General features: G+C 52.7%; 13 protein-coding genes. All 13 read left to right on the forward strand.

All coding sequences use genetic code 11. The features are described 5' to 3' along the window. The first annotated feature begins 72 nt into the window (after positions 1 to 72). The 13 genes from JSQ80_RS16835 (at position 73) to JSQ80_RS16895 (ending at position 16,434) form a co-directional block, all read left to right on the forward strand. Entirely contained in the window at positions 73 to 513 is a 441-nt protein-coding gene (locus tag JSQ80_RS16835) for an ATPase (protein WP_087435906.1), read from the forward strand. Then, the gene (locus JSQ80_RS16840; protein ID WP_206096075.1) at positions 510 to 1,706 is read left to right on the forward strand and encodes a transglutaminase domain-containing protein; all 1,197 of its coding nucleotides are present in this window, start codon (positions 510 to 512) and stop codon (positions 1,704 to 1,706) included. Before JSQ80_RS16835 ends, JSQ80_RS16840 begins: the two co-directional genes overlap by 4 nt. An 87-nt stretch (positions 1,707 to 1,793) precedes the next feature. Continuing rightward, complete coding sequence (locus JSQ80_RS16845) at positions 1,794 to 3,905, forward strand: peptidoglycan D,D-transpeptidase FtsI family protein (protein ID WP_206096076.1); 2,112 nt, start codon at positions 1,794 to 1,796, stop codon at positions 3,903 to 3,905. Between the two features lie 249 nt (positions 3,906 to 4,154). Continuing rightward, on the forward strand, positions 4,155 to 5,150 hold the full coding sequence (locus JSQ80_RS16850; protein WP_206096077.1) for a metal ABC transporter solute-binding protein, Zn/Mn family: 996 nt from the start codon (positions 4,155 to 4,157) through the stop codon (positions 5,148 to 5,150). A 72-nt stretch (positions 5,151 to 5,222) separates the two neighbouring features. Beyond that, positions 5,223 to 5,993 (forward strand): metal ABC transporter ATP-binding protein, encoded by a 771-nt coding sequence (locus JSQ80_RS16855; RefSeq protein WP_206096078.1) that lies wholly within the window; start codon positions 5,223 to 5,225, stop codon positions 5,991 to 5,993. A 5-nt stretch (positions 5,994 to 5,998) separates the two neighbouring features. Beyond that, a complete protein-coding gene (locus JSQ80_RS16860) occupies positions 5,999 to 6,952 on the forward strand; it encodes a metal ABC transporter permease (RefSeq protein ID WP_206096079.1) in 954 nt (317 codons plus the stop codon). Further along, the gene (locus tag JSQ80_RS16865) at positions 6,949 to 7,830 is read left to right on the forward strand and encodes a metal ABC transporter permease (protein ID WP_206096080.1); all 882 of its coding nucleotides are present in this window, start codon (positions 6,949 to 6,951) and stop codon (positions 7,828 to 7,830) included. The genes JSQ80_RS16860 and JSQ80_RS16865 overlap by 4 nt, the downstream gene beginning before the upstream one ends. 250 nt (positions 7,831 to 8,080) lie before the next feature. Beyond that, entirely contained in the window at positions 8,081 to 8,815 is a 735-nt protein-coding gene (locus JSQ80_RS16870; protein WP_206096081.1) for a Cof-type HAD-IIB family hydrolase, read from the forward strand. A 63-nt stretch (positions 8,816 to 8,878) separates the two neighbouring features. After that, positions 8,879 to 9,364: a DUF456 domain-containing protein gene (locus tag JSQ80_RS16875; protein ID WP_206096082.1), complete on the forward strand. Its 486-nt coding sequence runs from the start codon at positions 8,879 to 8,881 to the stop codon at positions 9,362 to 9,364. Positions 9,365 to 9,446: 82 nt separating this feature from the next. Continuing rightward, positions 9,447 to 11,081, forward strand: a complete 1,635-nt coding sequence (locus tag JSQ80_RS16880) for a putative polysaccharide biosynthesis protein (protein WP_087435914.1) — start codon at positions 9,447 to 9,449, stop codon at positions 11,079 to 11,081. A gap of 333 nt (positions 11,082 to 11,414) precedes the next feature. Further along, positions 11,415 to 13,391, forward strand: a complete 1,977-nt coding sequence (locus JSQ80_RS16885) for a methyl-accepting chemotaxis protein (RefSeq protein ID WP_206096083.1) — start codon at positions 11,415 to 11,417, stop codon at positions 13,389 to 13,391. A gap of 252 nt (positions 13,392 to 13,643) precedes the next feature. Beyond that, positions 13,644 to 14,825 carry an acetyl-CoA C-acetyltransferase gene (locus JSQ80_RS16890; protein WP_206096084.1) on the forward strand — a complete coding sequence of 394 codons (1,182 nt, stop codon included), beginning with the start codon at positions 13,644 to 13,646 and terminating at the stop codon, positions 14,823 to 14,825. Continuing rightward, a complete protein-coding gene (locus JSQ80_RS16895; protein ID WP_206096085.1) occupies positions 14,794 to 16,434 on the forward strand; it encodes an AMP-binding protein in 1,641 nt (546 codons plus the stop codon). The genes JSQ80_RS16890 and JSQ80_RS16895 overlap by 32 nt, the downstream gene beginning before the upstream one ends. Positions 16,435 to 16,511: the final 77 nt, after the last annotated feature.

The raw sequence follows: 16,511 nt of genomic DNA on the forward strand, positions 1-16,511 counted from the left end.
CCGGTCTTGCTGTTGCAACTATAGGGAATGATGTATAATACGCAAAGACGCAATGGAAAGGATGATTGACTAGTGAATCAATTGGAAATGTGGTTCGAATTCATAAAGCAAAATTGGCTTGTCTTCCTGATCGCACTCATCGTGTTGTTCGTTATCGTAAGTTTCGTGAAGACGATGGTCAAATGGGCGCTTGTCGTCGTCATTGTGGCGGCGGTGGCCGTATATAGCGGCATTACATGGGACGATGTGAACCATGTCGTGACGACGGTCACGGACGAGGCGGTAGTCAAGCTGAAGGATCAAGCGGTCCAGGCGATGATGGACGAAGCGAAGCAGGCTGACTTTACCGCCAATGAAGACGGGACGTATACAATCAAAACGACGAATCTCGAATTGAAAGGAACGCCGAACAGCGGGAAGGTAAACGTGTCCTTCCGCGGCGTATCGCTCGGTGAATGGGACATGAACGATTCGATCCGCCAATTCATTCAAACGGCGAAACAAAATAAATGAATTCGGGGATAGTATGGGAATGGAATGCCGTGACGATCTTGCTCCTCGTCATCGTCCTTCTTTCCGTTCTGCAAGGGGTGATGAGAGGCGCTACGGGGTCTATGCGTCACCTCTTCTTCTTTATTATGGACTCGTTGTTTACGTTCATGTCCTTGTTCATCACCTTTCATATGTCGCTATGGCTTTCTCCATACGTTCAACGTCAATTCGCCGCTTGGAACATTGCGATTCCGCCGCATTCTTTGGCTTGGTGGGAGCAAATGTATTACACGTTTATTACCGGAATACGCGATTTCGCTCTGCTGCGCTTTGCGATTCTGTTCATGCCCCTCTATCTGATCGTGCGGATGGTGCTGGCATGGATCGGGGCGCATACCGTAATGCGCGGAGGCGGTGCGTCCGCGCAGAGCAGCCGTGGAGAGGGTCGGCAATCGGGGATGATGCGCGTGCTCCAGGGGACAGTCAATTGGCTTGTCGGTGCCGTGCTGGGCGGTGCTGTCGGAGTTGCGCGCGCCTTTTTCGTCATCTTGGTGTTATTTGCCTATGTCACACTGCAGCCTAATACGAAAGCAAGTGATATGATACAAGCTTCGTCTGCTTATCGCACCGTGGCAAGCCGGGTCATCGAGCCGGTAGCCGGCAACTTTATCGCGGATCAGCTTCCTGTGTTTACTTCGCAGGTGGAGAAGGAATTAAGCGCGCTGATGCAGCGGAAGTACGAGGTAATCGATAATCAAATCCCGCCCGATATCGAGCAGGCTGCGCTTGAAATTACGCGCGGCGCGAAGACGGATGAGGATAAAGCGCGCCGGTTATACGACTGGATCGGCAGCCGGGTGCAGTATGATTGGGACAAAGCGCGACAGTATGAGACGAAGCGCATTTGGAAGGAGCAGGGGCCCGAAGAGACATTTGCGTCCAAACAGGGCGTATGCATTGATTACGCGCGTCTATACGCGGTTATGGCGCGCGTGGTTGAGCTCGACGCGAAGGTGGTGACAGGGCTCGGATATAACGGAACAGGCGGCTATGGCCCGCATGCATGGAACGAAGTATGGCTGCGCGAGGACAAGCGGTGGATTCCGCTCGATGCAACATGGGCAAGCTCCGGCGACTGGTTCAACCCGCCGAAGTTCGATGCGACGCATATCCCGGACAAGCTGCTTTCTGCCAGCAATTTTTCCTCGCCTTAATATTCTGAACAACCTCTTTGAATGTAGAGGAACGGATATGGTAAAATAGACAGGATTGTAAAGTAAAGCAAGAAAGGATGATGAGGCTTGAGTCATCCACATGCGGATGATCCGCAGAAGCGTGAACTCCAGAACCGCCGGAATTTCTCGTTCCGGTTGAACTTATTCTTTTTTATAACCTTTGTCGTATTTACCGTGCTTATCGTGCGGCTGGCGATATTGCAATTCGTAGAAGGCCCCAGCCTGAAGGAGAAGGAGTCGCAGCTCGGGTTCCGGGAGACGGCGATTCCGCCGCTGCGGGGCACGATTTGGGATGCTTCCGGCAAGACGAGGGTGGCATATTCGACGGCGACCCAGTCGCTCTATTTCAACGTGGAGAAGAACTACGGAGATCCGAAGAAAGCCAAGCTGACGGAGACTCAGGAGAAGAACCGTGAAGAGGCCAAGCTTCTGGCGAACCGGCTAGCCGAAGTGTTCAATACGCTAGGGACTCCGAGCGAGAAGCCGTTAACGCAAGATGTCATATATAATGAGCTGATGGATTTAGAAGGAAAGAGAAATTTCGTCTATGTGCCGCGCCTCATCAAGACCGGGCTGACACAGAAGGAAATCGCGTATTTTCTCGAGCATAAGCCGGAATTCAAAGGCATCGACATTGTCGAAGACAGCGTGCGCAACTATGATCCCGATTCGGTAGCCGTGCAGACGGTGGGCTACTTGAAGAAGTTCAAAGGGGTGCGCGAGGACTCTTCCTATTACAAAGAAAAATATGAAAACCGCAATGAGTTGTCCACTGAAGAGCAGTATTTGGAATACGAGGATGTCGGCTTCGACGGCATAGAGCTCATGTACCAGGATGAGCTGCGAGGCTTGAACGGCGTCAAGAAGTTCCCGGTCAACGTTGCCGGACGCATTATCGGTCCGATGGAATTGACGAGGCCGCAGAGGGGCAATGATCTCTATTTGACGATTAACAAAGATATTCAGGAACGAACGGAAACCGCGATTATGGAGCATCTGAAGAAGCTCCGCAATTCGTCCAACCGGTTCGAATCGGCTCCGAACGCCCGTACAGGCTTTGCCGTCGCAATGGAAGTGGACACAGGCAATGTAGTATCTATTGCGAGCATGCCTGACTACGATACGAACGTGTGGAAGAACGGAGCGATAAGTCCTGAAAACTATCGAAATAATCAGTATTTCATGGGCAACGGGGCAATCCGTGAAGTGCAGGCGCCTTATGAGGATGACAAGGAGCGGATGAAGCATCCGAGCTCGCTCGTCTATCTCGGCTCGACGATGAAGCCGTTGTCCGTACTCATAGGCTTGCAGGAGGGATTTTATGGCCCTTACTATGAATACTATGACAATGGGTATGCAGAAATTGGTCGTAAAGGCTACGAACGTAAGATATGGAACTCGAGCCGCCGTTCATATGGACGTATGAATATTCCGTATGCATTAGAGAAATCGTCCAACGCATTTATGGTAGATATGATCGGGAAACGATTGTACAGCATGCCGGAGAAGAATGGCAAGAACGGTCTGCAAATTTGGGATGAATACATGGAAGCATTCGGTCTCGGCGTCAAGACCGGCAGCGGCCTCCCGGGCGAGTTCCTTGGCTTGAAGGATTACATGGCGGAAGCGGAAAGAAATAATGCCCAATCTGCCTTGGCATTTGCTTCATTTGGCCAATTAGGGAAATATACGACGCTTCAGCTTGCGCAGTATGCGACAACGCTCGCCAACCACGGCCAGCGCGTCAAGCCGCAGTTCGTCAGCAAAATTGTGGATGGGGAAGGTAAAGTAGTCAAAACATTCGGCCGCGAGGTGTTGAACGAAACCTCATTCAATCAACAATACTGGGATGTCGTCGAGCAAGGGATGCTGAAGGTCGGCGTTCAAGGGTTCGATGGCTTCCCTTATCAGTTCTACCGCAAGACGGGTACGTCCGAGCAGGATGTTGGCGGCGGTAAGCGCGTTGAGAACGCGGTATTTATCGCATATGCGCCTGCGGATAAGCCGAAGCTGGCGGTGGCCGTCGTCGTGCCGGAAGGCGGCTACGGTTCATACGGGGCTGGCCCGATCGCACGTGAAATCTTCGATGCGTATGACGAAGAATACGGCTTGGATGGCGTGCCGAAGAAGAAGGCGAAGACAGATACCGTGAAGTCAGAGACAGAAGCGGAAGAATAAAGATTGCCGTAAGGCCAAGAAATTGAGATGACAACAACAAGAAAAAGACTTTGTCCACTGTCCGGAAAGCGCACCAGAAATGGGGTGTCCGCATAGAATAATGACAAAGTCTTTTCTTTTTTTTACCACAAATGTTGTATTGAAGAAACATTTTTGCATATATTGAAAAAAGAAGGTGTGTAACAAAATTTTTGAATCTATCAAAAAATGGAATCAGGGGAAGCGGAAAGATAGGAGAGTGCAGGTTGAATGATTAGGAAATTGGGGAAAGCGGCAAGTAAAGTGAAATGGAATTCGGCGATAAAGAGGTTGCTGATGACGGTGCTATTCCTGAGTGTAGCGCTTGCTCTTGCAGCCTGCGGCAAGGCGACCGAGGAGAAACCGGCAGATGGAGGTGTGAAGGCTGACAGCAAGCTGAAGGTGACCGCGACGATCGGCATGATTGCGGACGTCGTCAAAGAAGTAGGCGGCGATCATGTGGATGTTATCGGCTTAATGGGACCGGGCGTCGATCCGCATCTGTATAAAGCGTCGCAAGGGGATATCAAGAAGCTTGACGATGCGGATATTGTGTTCTACAACGGACTTCACCTTGAAGGCAAAATGGTCGATATTTTGGAGAAGATGAGCGAGAGCAAGACAACGGTTCCCGTCTCGAAAACCATTCCGGAACCGGAGCTGCTGGCTGACCCGGCATTGAAAGAATCACATGACCCGCACATTTGGTTTAACGTGAAAAATTGGATGAAGGCGACCGAGGTCATACGTGACACGTTGATAAATGAAGATGTCGTAAATGCGGACGAATATAAGCAGCGGGCAGAGGCCTATTTAAGCAAATTAACGGAGCTGGATTCGCTTGTAAGAGCGCGCGTTGCGGAAATCCCGGAAGCAAGCCGGGTGCTCGTCACGGCGCATGACGCGTTCGGATACTTCGGTGAAGCGTATGGAATGAAGGTGATGGGACTGCAAGGGATTAGCACCGCCTCCGAGTACGGAAGCAAGGATGTATCGGATCTGCGCGATTACCTCATTGAGAACAAAATCAAAGCGGTCTTCATCGAGTCAAGCGTGCCGCAAAAGGCGATTGAAGCGGTTATCGAAGGGGCAAGGAAAAAGGGCCACGAGGTGGTCATCGGCGGAGAGCTGTTCTCTGACGCAATGGGCGAACCCGGAACAGCAGAAGGCACTTACATCGGTATGGTCCGCCATAACGTAAATACGATTGTGGAAGCATTGAAATAAACGGAAATAATAGAACTTATTTACAGTGGTTGGTTGGCACGATCGACCCCCGTGGAGAGAGGAGCGAGCAGCTTGCAAAATACGGAGAAGACGCCTCTGCAGGTCAAAGGCTTGACAGTGGCCTATCAGAAGAAGCCAGTGCTGCGCAATGTTGGCTTTACGATTCCCGAAGGGAATCTTATCGGCATTATCGGCCCGAACGGCGCCGGAAAATCAACTTTAATCAAGGCCGTGCTCGGGCTCATTCCGAAGGTGAGCGGAGAGGTGAGCATATATGGCAAGCCGTACGTAGAGACGCGCAAGCGGGTAGGGTATGTGCCCCAACGGGAGTCGGTAGACTGGGATTTCCCGACGAACGCGCTCGATGTGGTCATGATGGGGCGGTACGGTCATCTTGGGTGGTTCAAGCGTCCAGGCGCGAAGGAGAAAGAAATGGCGCTCGATTGTCTCGCCAAGGTCGGCATGGCCGATTTCGCAGAACGGCAAATCAGTCAATTGTCAGGAGGACAGCAGCAGCGCGTTTTTCTAGCCCGGGCTCTCGCCCAAAATGCGGATTTGTACTTTATGGATGAGCCGTTCGCCGGTGTAGACGCAATGACGGAGAAAGCCATCATTACGCTCTTGAATGAATTGAAGCGACAAGGCAAGACGGTGCTGGTCGTTCACCATGACTTGGCTACCGTCAAGGAATATTTTGATTGGGTTCTTCTGCTTAATGTTGAATTGGTCGCATTTGGGCCGACGGAAGATATCTTCACGACGACGCTGTTACAATTCACATACGGCGGCCGCCTTGCCGTGCTGGATCAGCAGCCAGGCGCCGTTCTGGCAGAATCGAGGTGAACGGTATGTTCGGTATTTCATGGAGCGTGCTGAGTGACCCTAATACGCAGTGGATTCTTATCGGTTGCTTGCTGCTCGGGCTGATGAGCGGAATTGTGGGCAGCTTCGCCTATTTGCGGAAGCAGAGCTTGGTCGGGGATACACTCGCTCATGCCGCTCTGCCCGGCATCTGCATAGCTTTCATGCTGACGGGCGTCAAGTCTTTGCCGTTATTCTTTCTCGGCGCATTTCTTTCCGGCATGCTGGCGACAGCAGGCATCTCGATCTTGACGCGCTATACGCGCATAAAAGCGGATGCTGCCATGGGAATTATGCTCTCGGTGTTTTTCGGGGCCGGAATCGTCCTGCTGACGCACATTCAACATTCCAACTATGGAAATCAGAGCGGACTGGATAAATTTTTGTTCGGTCAAGCGGCATCCATGATTCAGAGCGATGTTTATACCATGGCCGGTGTATCTGTGCTTATCATTGCGGCATGCAGTCTGCTCTTCAAGGAATTCAAGATGCTGAGCTTCGATCCGGGCTTTGCCCGCGGCCTAGGCTTTCCGGTAGCGATGTTGGAGCAATTGCTGATGCTGTTTACGGTTATGGCCGTCGTCGTCGGCATCCAAGCCGTTGGCGTAGTGCTTGTCGCCGCGTTGCTGATTACTCCGGCCGTGTCAGCGCGTTATTGGACGGACCGCTTGGGGCTTATGGTCACGTTAAGCGGTGTATTCGGCGCAGCAGGCGGCGTCATTGGCACGCTCGCAAGCACGGCGACGAGCAATTTGCCGACGGGACCGCTCAGCGTGCTGGCCGTCACATTCGTATTCCTTTGTTCCGTGGTGTTTGCGCCACGCCGGGGCATGCTTGCGAAGTGGATCCGCCGTCTTCGCAACAACCGTTCCATTCGCGAGAATGAGCGTTCCCGCCAAGCGCAAGCGAGCCCGCGGCTGCGGAAGGAGGCGTCCTTATGACCGACTTGTGGATTATACTGACCGGCGCGCTCGTTGCTGCAACATGCGGAATTTTGGGCTGTTTCCTCGTGTTGCGGAAAATGTCCATGATAGGCGATGCTATCAGCCATTCCGTGCTGCCGGGTATCGTAATCGCTTTTATGGTGAGCGGTTCGCGCGATTCGTTCGTCATGCTGCTCGGCGCTTCGATCGTCGGTCTCATTACGGTGTTTCTCATTCAGATGTTCCAACAAAGCGGCGTCCAGTCTGACGCAGCGATCGGCGTCGTTTTTACGGCTCTGTTCGCGGTGGGCGTTGTGCTCGTGAGCTTGAATGCGCGTAACGTAGACCTTGACCTAGACTGCGTGCTGTTCGGCGAAATAGCCTATGTGCACTGGAATACGATATCCATCTCCGGGATCGATATCGTGCCGAAGGCCGTCTGGATCCTCGGATTTACGCTGCTTGTCATTTTGCTGGTCGTCGGATTGTTCTACAAGCAATTCAAAATATGCGCGTTCGATCCGGCCATGGCGCTCGCCTGCGGCATACCGGTGGCGCTGTTCCACTATTTGCTCATGGGGCTCGTCTCGATGACGACGGTGGCCTCCTTCGAAAGCGTCGGCGCCATTCTCGTCGTTGGCATGCTCATCGTGCCGGCATCGACAGCATATTTGCTTACCGAACGGTTGAGCGTCATGATTGTGTATAGTGTTGCCATCGGCATTACATGCGCGGTTGCGGGATATTATCTGTCCGCCCTGCTGGATGCGTCCATTGCGGGAATGATGGTGACGGTAGCAGGGGCTTTGTTCGTGCTGGCGCTCATCCTCTCGCCTTCGCATGGCTTGCTCGTTCGTGTGCTGAAGCGCCGCCGGATGGCGGAAGGAACTGCATAATGGAGATGAGGGAACGCTCCTTGCTCGGTATATTCGGGCAATGGGGCGTTTTTGTCGTATGATGCGATAACAGACAGTTAAACTAGGAAGGAAGTCTTTGTTGTAGCCGCATCGTTATGATACAATGTCGTTATGCAAATTTACGTATGACAAACTTCAACATATTCAAATATACAAGTATACAAGCTTCGACAATAACGACGGCAACGAGTCTGAAGCTGGACAGCCAGAGCTGGGAGTGAATGCTGAAATGAGTAAATATACATTATTGGCCCTTGATATGGATGGAACGGTGTTGGACGAAGATCAGAACATCAGCAGTGAAACGGCGGATGCAATTCGCGCCGCGCGCGATGCGGGCGTCATTGTCATGTTCTCTACGGGGCGGGCGTTTCAGAACGCGCAGCCTTATGCGGAGGAGCTTGGATTGGAGTCGCCGATGGTAACGGTAAATGGCAGTGAAGTATGGAAAAATCCGCATGAATTGCTTGTACGCCACCTGCTTGACCGCGATACGGTTAGAAAAATGGTGGAGCTGTCAGAAAAGCACGACGCTTGGTTCTGGGCTTACTCCACAGAGCGACAATATAATCGAGAGAACTGGGATGCTGATATTGACGCGGAGGAATGGCTGAAATTCGGCTACTTTACGGAGGATGACAACGTTCGGGAACAGCTGTGGAAAGAACTGCGCGCGATGGGCGGACTGGAATTGACTAATTCATCGCCTCATAATATAGAGATCAATCCGATCGGAATAAGTAAAGCATCGGGCATTCAGACCGTGTGCGATCTGCTTGGATTTACGATGTCGCAAGTAGTTGCTGTAGGAGACAGCTTGAATGATCTGGCGGTAATCCGGGCGGCAGGACTTGGCGTTGCTATGGGCAATGCGCAGGATGAAGTAAAGAACGCGGCGGATGTCGTCGTACGTTCGAACAATGAACATGGCGTGGCCCAAGTAATCCAGGAATATTTATTGTAGAAAACTTATGGTGAGTGTTCAAAAAGTGACTTTTTGAGCAACCTCTTTTGGAGGCGTCTATCTATGACCATCCTTGCTTGGTTATGTGTGATCGCATTATTTGTTATTGGCATGGCCGGTGCGATCTACCCGATCCTGCCGGGAGCGCTCGCGATCTATGCAGCTTTCTTTGCATATGGCTTGTTTATCAGCTTCGAACCGTTCGGATTCTGGTTCTGGGCGATACAGACAATGATCGTAGCCGTATTGTTCATAGCCGATTACGTCGTCAATGCATGGGGCGTAAAACGGTTCGGCGGATCACGCGCTTCGATTATCGGCAGTACGATTGGAATTCTGATCGGCCCATTCGTTATACCGGCGTTCGGTATTATACTGGGACCGCTTCTCGGCGCGTTTGTCGGGGAGATTATTGCCGGGGCTAATGTTGAGACATCAGCGAAGTCGGCTATTGGAGCGGTCGTCGGTTTGTTTTCAAGTATCGTGGTAAAATTTGCTTTGCAAATCGTGATGATTATCCTGTTCTTCATTTGGGTGTTCATGTTCTAATGTAGAAGAGCTTCGACAGAGGCTCTTCCTGCTTGTATGACCTATTGAGGCACGGGCTAGCATAAAGAAAGAAGGGAAACGTTTGGCAAAGGAATCATTTATAAAAGGAACGCTCATCATTGCCGCCGCGACGTTGGTGGCGCGTGTGCTCGGCTTATTCCAGCGCGTGCCGCTCGAGCATATGCTGGGGTCCGTCGGGAACGCTTCGTTCGCGGCTTCGCAGACGGTATATCTCATGATTCTTGCCGTTGCGACGGCGGGTATTCCAAGCACACTGAGCAAAATGGTCTCCGAACGCTATGCGCTGAACCAAGTGCGCGAAGCGGAGCGGGTCTATTATGCGGCGCTCTTGTTCGGATTAATCTCTGGCGTCGTAACGACGGCTCTGCTGTTCATATTCGCACCGCTCTATGCAGATATGATCCAGCTGCCGCAAGCGGCGCTTGCCATTCGTGCGCTGGCTCCGGCACTGCTGTTGTTCCCGGTTATCGCCATGATGCGCGGCTACACACAAGGCCGCAACATGATGCAAGCGAGCGGGGTGTCTCAGATCGTGGAGCAGGTTCTCCGCGTCGTGACTGCGATCGGACTAGCCTTCGTGCTCGTGCAGAACGGAGCGTCCCAGGAATGGACGGCGGCTGCGGCTTCCTTCGGCGGCGTGCTGGGAAGCATCGGCGCCTTCATCATTATGGTATATTATCTCGGCAAGCTGCGCCAGGCAGATCGCAAGGCGGGCATCCGTGCGCGCCGCACCGGGGTTAAAAAGGTTCCTTTGAGTGATATTTTCCGTTCGATCTTTGCTTTGTCCGTGCCTATCGTACTGTCATCATTGGCCGTACCTGCGGTCAACTTCATCGACACTTCCATTACGATACCCCTGCTCGCTCCGGATCTTGGACAAGTGGAAGCCGCGCATTTATACGGGATTCTCGGGCAAAGGGCACAATCGATTGCGGGCATACCGCCGATTTTGGCCATTGCGCTCAGCACTTCGCTTATCCCGGTCATTTCGGCGGCATTTGCCAAGCGCGACATGAATCACTTGAAACGCCAGACCTCTTTGGCAATGCGTATTTCTGTCTTGAGCGGCATGCCGATCGTATTGGCGCTTGCAGTCGGAGCTTATTCTGTCAACGGCTTCTTGTTCAGTACGCTGGATGGTGCCGGGATTATTGCCATGCTTACATTTGGAACCATTTTCCAAATTACGATGATGACGTCAAGCTCGATTCTGATCGGTCTAGGCAAGCCTTATATCGCTATGATTAGCGTAACACTTGGCATTATTATAAAATTGCTCGCAAGTTTTGGACTTGTTCATTTCTTCAGCATTTACGGCATCATTGGCGGTACGGCGATAAGCTTCCTGATCATTACATGGCTCAATCTTCGCGTCATGAAAAAGGTAGTTCCGTTCGAGGTGCTCGGCAATCGTTGGCCGGGCTTCCTGCTGACCATAGCACTGGCCGGCGGCTTAGGCTTCGGTGTCGAGAAGCTGGGGGAGCAGTTGGTAGGAATATTGCCGGCCAAGCTTGTATATATGTTTACGGCCGGTATTGTAGCTCTGGTTGTCGTAGTATTGTTCGTGGTTGGATTGGTCGCTTTCCGCGTCGTGCGCCAGGATGAGCTGGGAAGCTATCCGCGTCTCGTTCAGAAGGCGCTGCGCCCGTTAATGCGCCTGCAAGGCGGCTCGACACGGGGGCGTTCGCGGAGATAGAACTGCAAAAAACAAGACTGTGCCTAAGAGAGCTTAGAGGCGCAGTTTCTTTCCCTAAAAATAGGACTGAATATTAAAAATGGCTTAGCTCCCGTATTATTAATAGGGATCTAAGCCATTTTTAATTTTTTAAATGATAGAAGTTGAGCAATTAAAAAACGTGTTCAATTTTAATATAACGTATAGTTTAGAAGCAATCAGGCAGGCGCGAATCAATCATTACCTTTAATTACCTCCCACCTTTTTTCTGAAAAAGTATAAAAAAATGATAAATATTTCCGATATACGAACAGGGTTTGACTTGACTTCAAGACTGGCAAAGGGGATTTTACATTGAAATACTATAGAAATTGGGCTCAATCGATTCGACGTTCTCTACATAGAAAGATTATTCTCCTGCTTACCAGCTTTATTATCGTTCCGACGATTGTCCTCATTGTTATCTTAACCATCACGGCATCCAACAACACGAAAGATATGATGTATGACGAGGTCAATGAAGCGACGCAATCCATTTCGCGGCTGTTGAATCAGACGTACGAGGCAAATGCGCATATGATAAGCAGCTTGGCGGATGGCATTAGCAAGAACTCGCAGGATGTGGCGCGGATTAAAAATCGGGTCACGGATCTGGCAGGAGACATCGATAACATATTATTTGCCTATGTGTTGCTGGGAGATCAATATATCGACAACAGCGGCAGCAAGATTGATATCGATGATGCGAAAAAACGCGAGTGGTATCAAGTGGCTAAAGAGCGTGCGGGCGAAGTTATCGTCTCCAAGCCTTATCAAGACATGATTACGGGGCAAATGATCGTGACGTTCTCGCGTTCGTTAGCTAATGGTGACGGGGTTGTAGGCCTCGACGTCTCAATCGATAACTTAAATCAATCGGTAAGCCAATTCAAAGTGGGAGACAGCGGCTACATCAGCCTTGTTGACAAGGATAATAACGTATTATCCCATCCCGTATACAAGCAAGGCTCCCAGCTGAACAAAGAACAATATAAAGAGCTGCTGTCAGGCGAAAACGGCGAGTTTAAGTCGGACGTTGACGGCAGACATGAATTCATCAGCTACGACAAACGGAATAAGCTGGGCATCAATATCGTATCGGTCCTGAGCCTAAGCGAAATCGAGGCGCAAGCGAATGAAATCGTCATTATCGCTTCCGTGTTTCTCGTCATAATAATTGGTCTTATTTCCTTATTTCTGTGGATGTTCATTCGTAAAATCATACGCCCTGTCGTGCGGATTCAACAAATGACGGAGCGGATTGCCGACGGTGATTTCTCGGTTCGCGTTCCGGCGGGTGCAAGGTTGGATGAAATCGGCCGTCTGGAAAAGAATTTCAATGCCATGACGCAATCCTTATCCGACATTATGACGCAAATACGCGAAGTATCCGAAGCGGTTGCGGCTTCTGCTGAGGAGCTGTCCGCTAATTCGGAGGAGAACGTAAGCTCCTTGCAAGAGGTAGCAGCCTCCTACCAGCAAGTGTCGGCACAATCGGCACAGTTGAACGAGCGCTTGAATACGGTAACGGACCAAGCGCATCAATCCTCGGCACATCTCAATCGTGTCGTCACGCTGGTCGGCAGCTCCTCCCATGCGGCCCACGAGATGAGCGAATGGGCAGTGAGCGGAGGAACGGCGCTGGACAAGGTGCGCATGCAGATGGATGCTATTACGCAGAACACGGAACAGGCCAAAGCGGAGACGGAGCGATTGAATGAACAGTCGCATCACATTCATCGTATCGTTGCCTTTATCCAAGAGGTGGCTGCCCAGACGGAGCTGCTTGCGCTGAACGCAGCCATTGAAGCGGCGCATGCTGGTGAACACGGGCGCGGCTTCGCAGTCGTAGCGGATGAGGTCCGCAAGCTGGCAGAGGAGACGAAGGAGGCCGCCGGGAAGATTACGGGCATGGTGCAGCAGATTAGAGAGCGTTCTGACTCGGTGTGGACCGCCATGCAGAATGGAGTCGAGTCCGTGGCCATGGGCCAACAGTTGACAGAATCGGTAACGAACAGCTTTACGGATATTTTTCAAGCGATCGATGAAATGAACGCTCAGTTGAGTCACGTAACGGAATTGGGGGCCCAACTGGCGTCTTCGAACGCTGAGATGATCGAATCATTCGATGCAGCAAGCGAAATGACGAACGGCACGCTAATGGAGATGGAGACCGTCGCGGCAGCGAGTGAGCAGCAAAATGCGGCAATGCAAGAAATGGCCTCATATGCGAATCATTTGGCAAGCATCGCCGATGATTTGCAGCAGCTATCCGCGCGCTTCAAGTCATAAATGCAGTTGTAAAAGAGCGTCTGCGCCCGAAAAGGGCAGGACGCTCTTTTTGCTGTCGCAAATGACAGGATTCTGTCCACTGGATCTGTTCAGTTTCGTTCAACGGCGACAATGCTTCTGCGGAAATCAGTATGCAACACGGGATGCTTTTCAAGGGGGACTGTTTATAGCTTTTCCGGCAGGTGCAACTGATTTGCAACCGTCATCCTGTTTACTGGAAGCGACTCTAGAACGAACAATGAGGTGGACGACTTGAATGAAGTGTTCATTGCGAGTGCCGTGCGTACTCCAATCGGAGCGTTTCAGGGCAATTTCCGGGATATGGCGGCTGTGGATCTGGGCGCATCTGTCATGGAAGAAGCCTGTAAACGCGCAAAAATTGCAAATGAGCGGGTAGATCATGTCTACATGGGACAGGTGCTGCAGGCCGGAATTGGGATGAATGGCGCGAGACAGGCAGCATTGAAGGCGGGAATTCCGGTGCATGTTCCGGCGACGAGCGTGAATCTTGTATGCGGGTCGGGCATGCAGACGGTGATGCTGGGAGCGCAATGCATACGCTCTGGAGATGCGGGCGTAATCGTGGCGGGCGGCATGGAAAATATGACGCAGTCCCCTTATCTGCTGAAGCAGGCTCGTCAAGGTTACCGGTATGGACATGGAGAACTGATTGACTCGGTGCTGTTTGACGGATTGACGTGCGCAATCGACCATCAGCCAATGGGAATGACGGCGGAACGCCTTGCCGAGCGTTACGGTCTGACACGCGAGCAGCAGGACGCCTTTGCGCTGCAAAGCCAGCAACGCGCGGAAGCGGCGATGGGGGACGGGCGGTTCCAGGAGGAGACGGTCGCGATATCCATTGCGGACCGCAAGGGCAGCGCGCGGCTGATCGCCGCGGATGAGCATCCGCGGCGGGGAATGACGATGGAGGCGCTTGCCAAGCTGAAGCCGGCCTTCAGTGCCCAAGGCACGGTGACGGCCGGCAATTCGTCCGGCATCAATGACGGCGCGGCTGCCGTCGTGCTGTGCAGCCAAGAGGCGGCTGCCGCGCATAGCCTCGCGCCCATGGCTGCCATTCGCGGGTATGCCGCGGTCGGGCTTGAACCGGAGTGGATGGGGCTTGGCCCGGTTCCCGCCGTCAAGCAGGCGCTCCGCAAAGCAGGCTTGCGGCTGCAGGATATCGGCCTGTTCGAAATCAACGAAGCGTTCGCGGCCCAGTCGCTGGCCGTCATGCGCGAGCTGGAGCTTGAACCGGAGCGGGTGAACGTGAACGGCGGCGCCATTGCGCTCGGCCATCCAATCGGGGCAAGCGGCACGCGGGTGCTGATCACCTTGCTTCACGAGATGCAGCGCAGACAAGTTCGATACGGCGCAGCGGCTCTGTGCGTAGGAGGCGGTCATGGTGTCGCTGTTGTTGTCGAACGAGGCTGAGCACGAATGGAGGAATCAGGCAGTGCATGACAGTGCGGTTCGCTGGTTCGATAAGCGGTGTCAGTCTACACCGGAGCGGATTGCAGTGGTGGATTGGCAAAAGGGACGCCGTCTCACCTACCGCAGCCTTCATAGTCGCGCGGAGCGCTTGGCTGGCGCATTGCAGTCGGCAGGCATTAAGCTGGGCGATCGCGTCGCCATCCTGCTGCACAATCAGGCCGAAATGTTGGAGGCTATGCTTGCCTGCGGCATGATTGGAGCGATTGCGGTGCCATTGAATTGGCGGCTGTCGATTCCGGAGCTGAGCGAAATTATACTGGACTGCGATCCGAAGCTGCTGTTGTATGACAGTGATGAGGCGGAGTTGACCCGGCTCGTAACGGGGCTGCAGCTATTATCCTGCGCTCTGCTGACTGTAATGGCTCTTGAATCGGATAAACAATTATGTGGGGATTCCGACAAGGGACCGGAAGAGGAAGCGGACAAAAAATCGGATGGGGCGCGCCCTGCGAGTTCAGCCGGTGAACGTGCGGTGGTGCAGCGGGCGGCTCTGGCACTCGACGATGCGTGGATGATGATCTATACCGGCGGCACGACTGGCAAGCCGAAGGGGGTTGTGCTGACCCACGGCTCGGTATTTTGGAATGCGGCCAACACGGTCGTCAGCTGGCAGTTGACGGAAGCCGACGTGACGCCGACCATATTGCCGATGTTTCATACCGGCGGGATGAACGCGCTGACGATGCCGATGCTGATGGCCGGAGGAACAGTCGTCGTGGTTCGATCGTTTCAATGCGAGGAGATGGTGCGCCTGTTGAACGAAGAGCGGTGCACGATAGCGCTCATGGTGCCGACCATGTACCATATGCTTATTCAATCCGACGCGTTTGCCCGCTCGGAATTTCCGACGATGCGGGCGTTTCTGTCTGGAGGGGCGCCCTGCCCGTTATCGGTATATCAAGCCTTCAAGGCGAAGGGTCTTCCATTCAAAGAAGGATACGGAGCGACCGAATCGGGACCGAACAACTTCGTGATTGACCCGCTCATCGCGGCACAGAAGCCAGGATCTGTCGGGCTTCCGATGCTGTTCAGCGAGGTGAAGCTCGTCACGGCCGAAGGAGATGCTTTAAATTCGCAATCTGATCAGGTAGGGGAGCTCGCGCTTCGGGGCGGGCATTTATTCTCGCGCTATTGGAATAATCCGGAGGCGACATCGGGCGCGATGCGCGAAGGTTGGTTTTTGACGGGTGATCTGGCGAAACAAGACAAGGACGGTTATTTTTATATCGTCGGACGCAAAAAAGATATGATTATTACCGGCGGAGAGAACGTGTATCCGCTGGAGGTGGAGCAGGCGCTGGAAAGCCATCCGGGAGTCAAGGAGGCGGCGGTTGTCGGCCTGGCGGACGTTAAGTGGGGAGAGGTCGTCGCGGCGGTTATTGCAGCAGATGCCGACGCCCCTGCTACGGAGGCCGACCTCGTGGCTTACTGCGCTGCGCGTATCGGCAAATATAAAGTGCCGAAGCGGTTCCTGTTCGTGGCAGAGCTGCCGAAGACGGCGGTAGGCAAATTGGACAAGAAACGAATGAAGCAGTGGTTCGGCGGTTGACGCAGTCAGCCGCTCATTTTTTTGCAAAGGGCATGGGGAATCGAATCAAGTATGCTACAATAAACAGGAGAATGTTG

It is taken from the genome of Paenibacillus apiarius, assembly GCF_017052585.1.
Taxonomy (GTDB): domain Bacteria; phylum Bacillota; class Bacilli; order Paenibacillales; family Paenibacillaceae; genus Paenibacillus_B; species Paenibacillus_B apiarius.

Bases quoted from the DNA above. Each gene is read 5' to 3' on its own strand.
- JSQ80_RS16895 (WP_206096085.1), top strand. From the start codon at position 14,794: ATGGTGTCGCTGTTGTTGTCGAACGAGGCTGAGCACGAATGGAGGAAT.
- JSQ80_RS16865 (WP_206096080.1), top strand. From the start codon at position 6,949: ATGACCGACTTGTGGATTATACTGACCGGCGCGCTCGTTGCTGCAACA.
- JSQ80_RS16860 (WP_206096079.1), top strand. From the start codon at position 5,999: ATGTTCGGTATTTCATGGAGCGTGCTGAGTGACCCTAATACGCAGTGG.
- JSQ80_RS16840 (WP_206096075.1), top strand. From the start codon at position 510: ATGAATTCGGGGATAGTATGGGAATGGAATGCCGTGACGATCTTGCTC.
- JSQ80_RS16850 (WP_206096077.1), top strand. From the start codon at position 4,155: ATGATTAGGAAATTGGGGAAAGCGGCAAGTAAAGTGAAATGGAATTCG.
- JSQ80_RS16870 (WP_206096081.1), top strand. From the start codon at position 8,081: ATGAGTAAATATACATTATTGGCCCTTGATATGGATGGAACGGTGTTG.
- JSQ80_RS16875 (WP_206096082.1), top strand. From the start codon at position 8,879: ATGACCATCCTTGCTTGGTTATGTGTGATCGCATTATTTGTTATTGGC.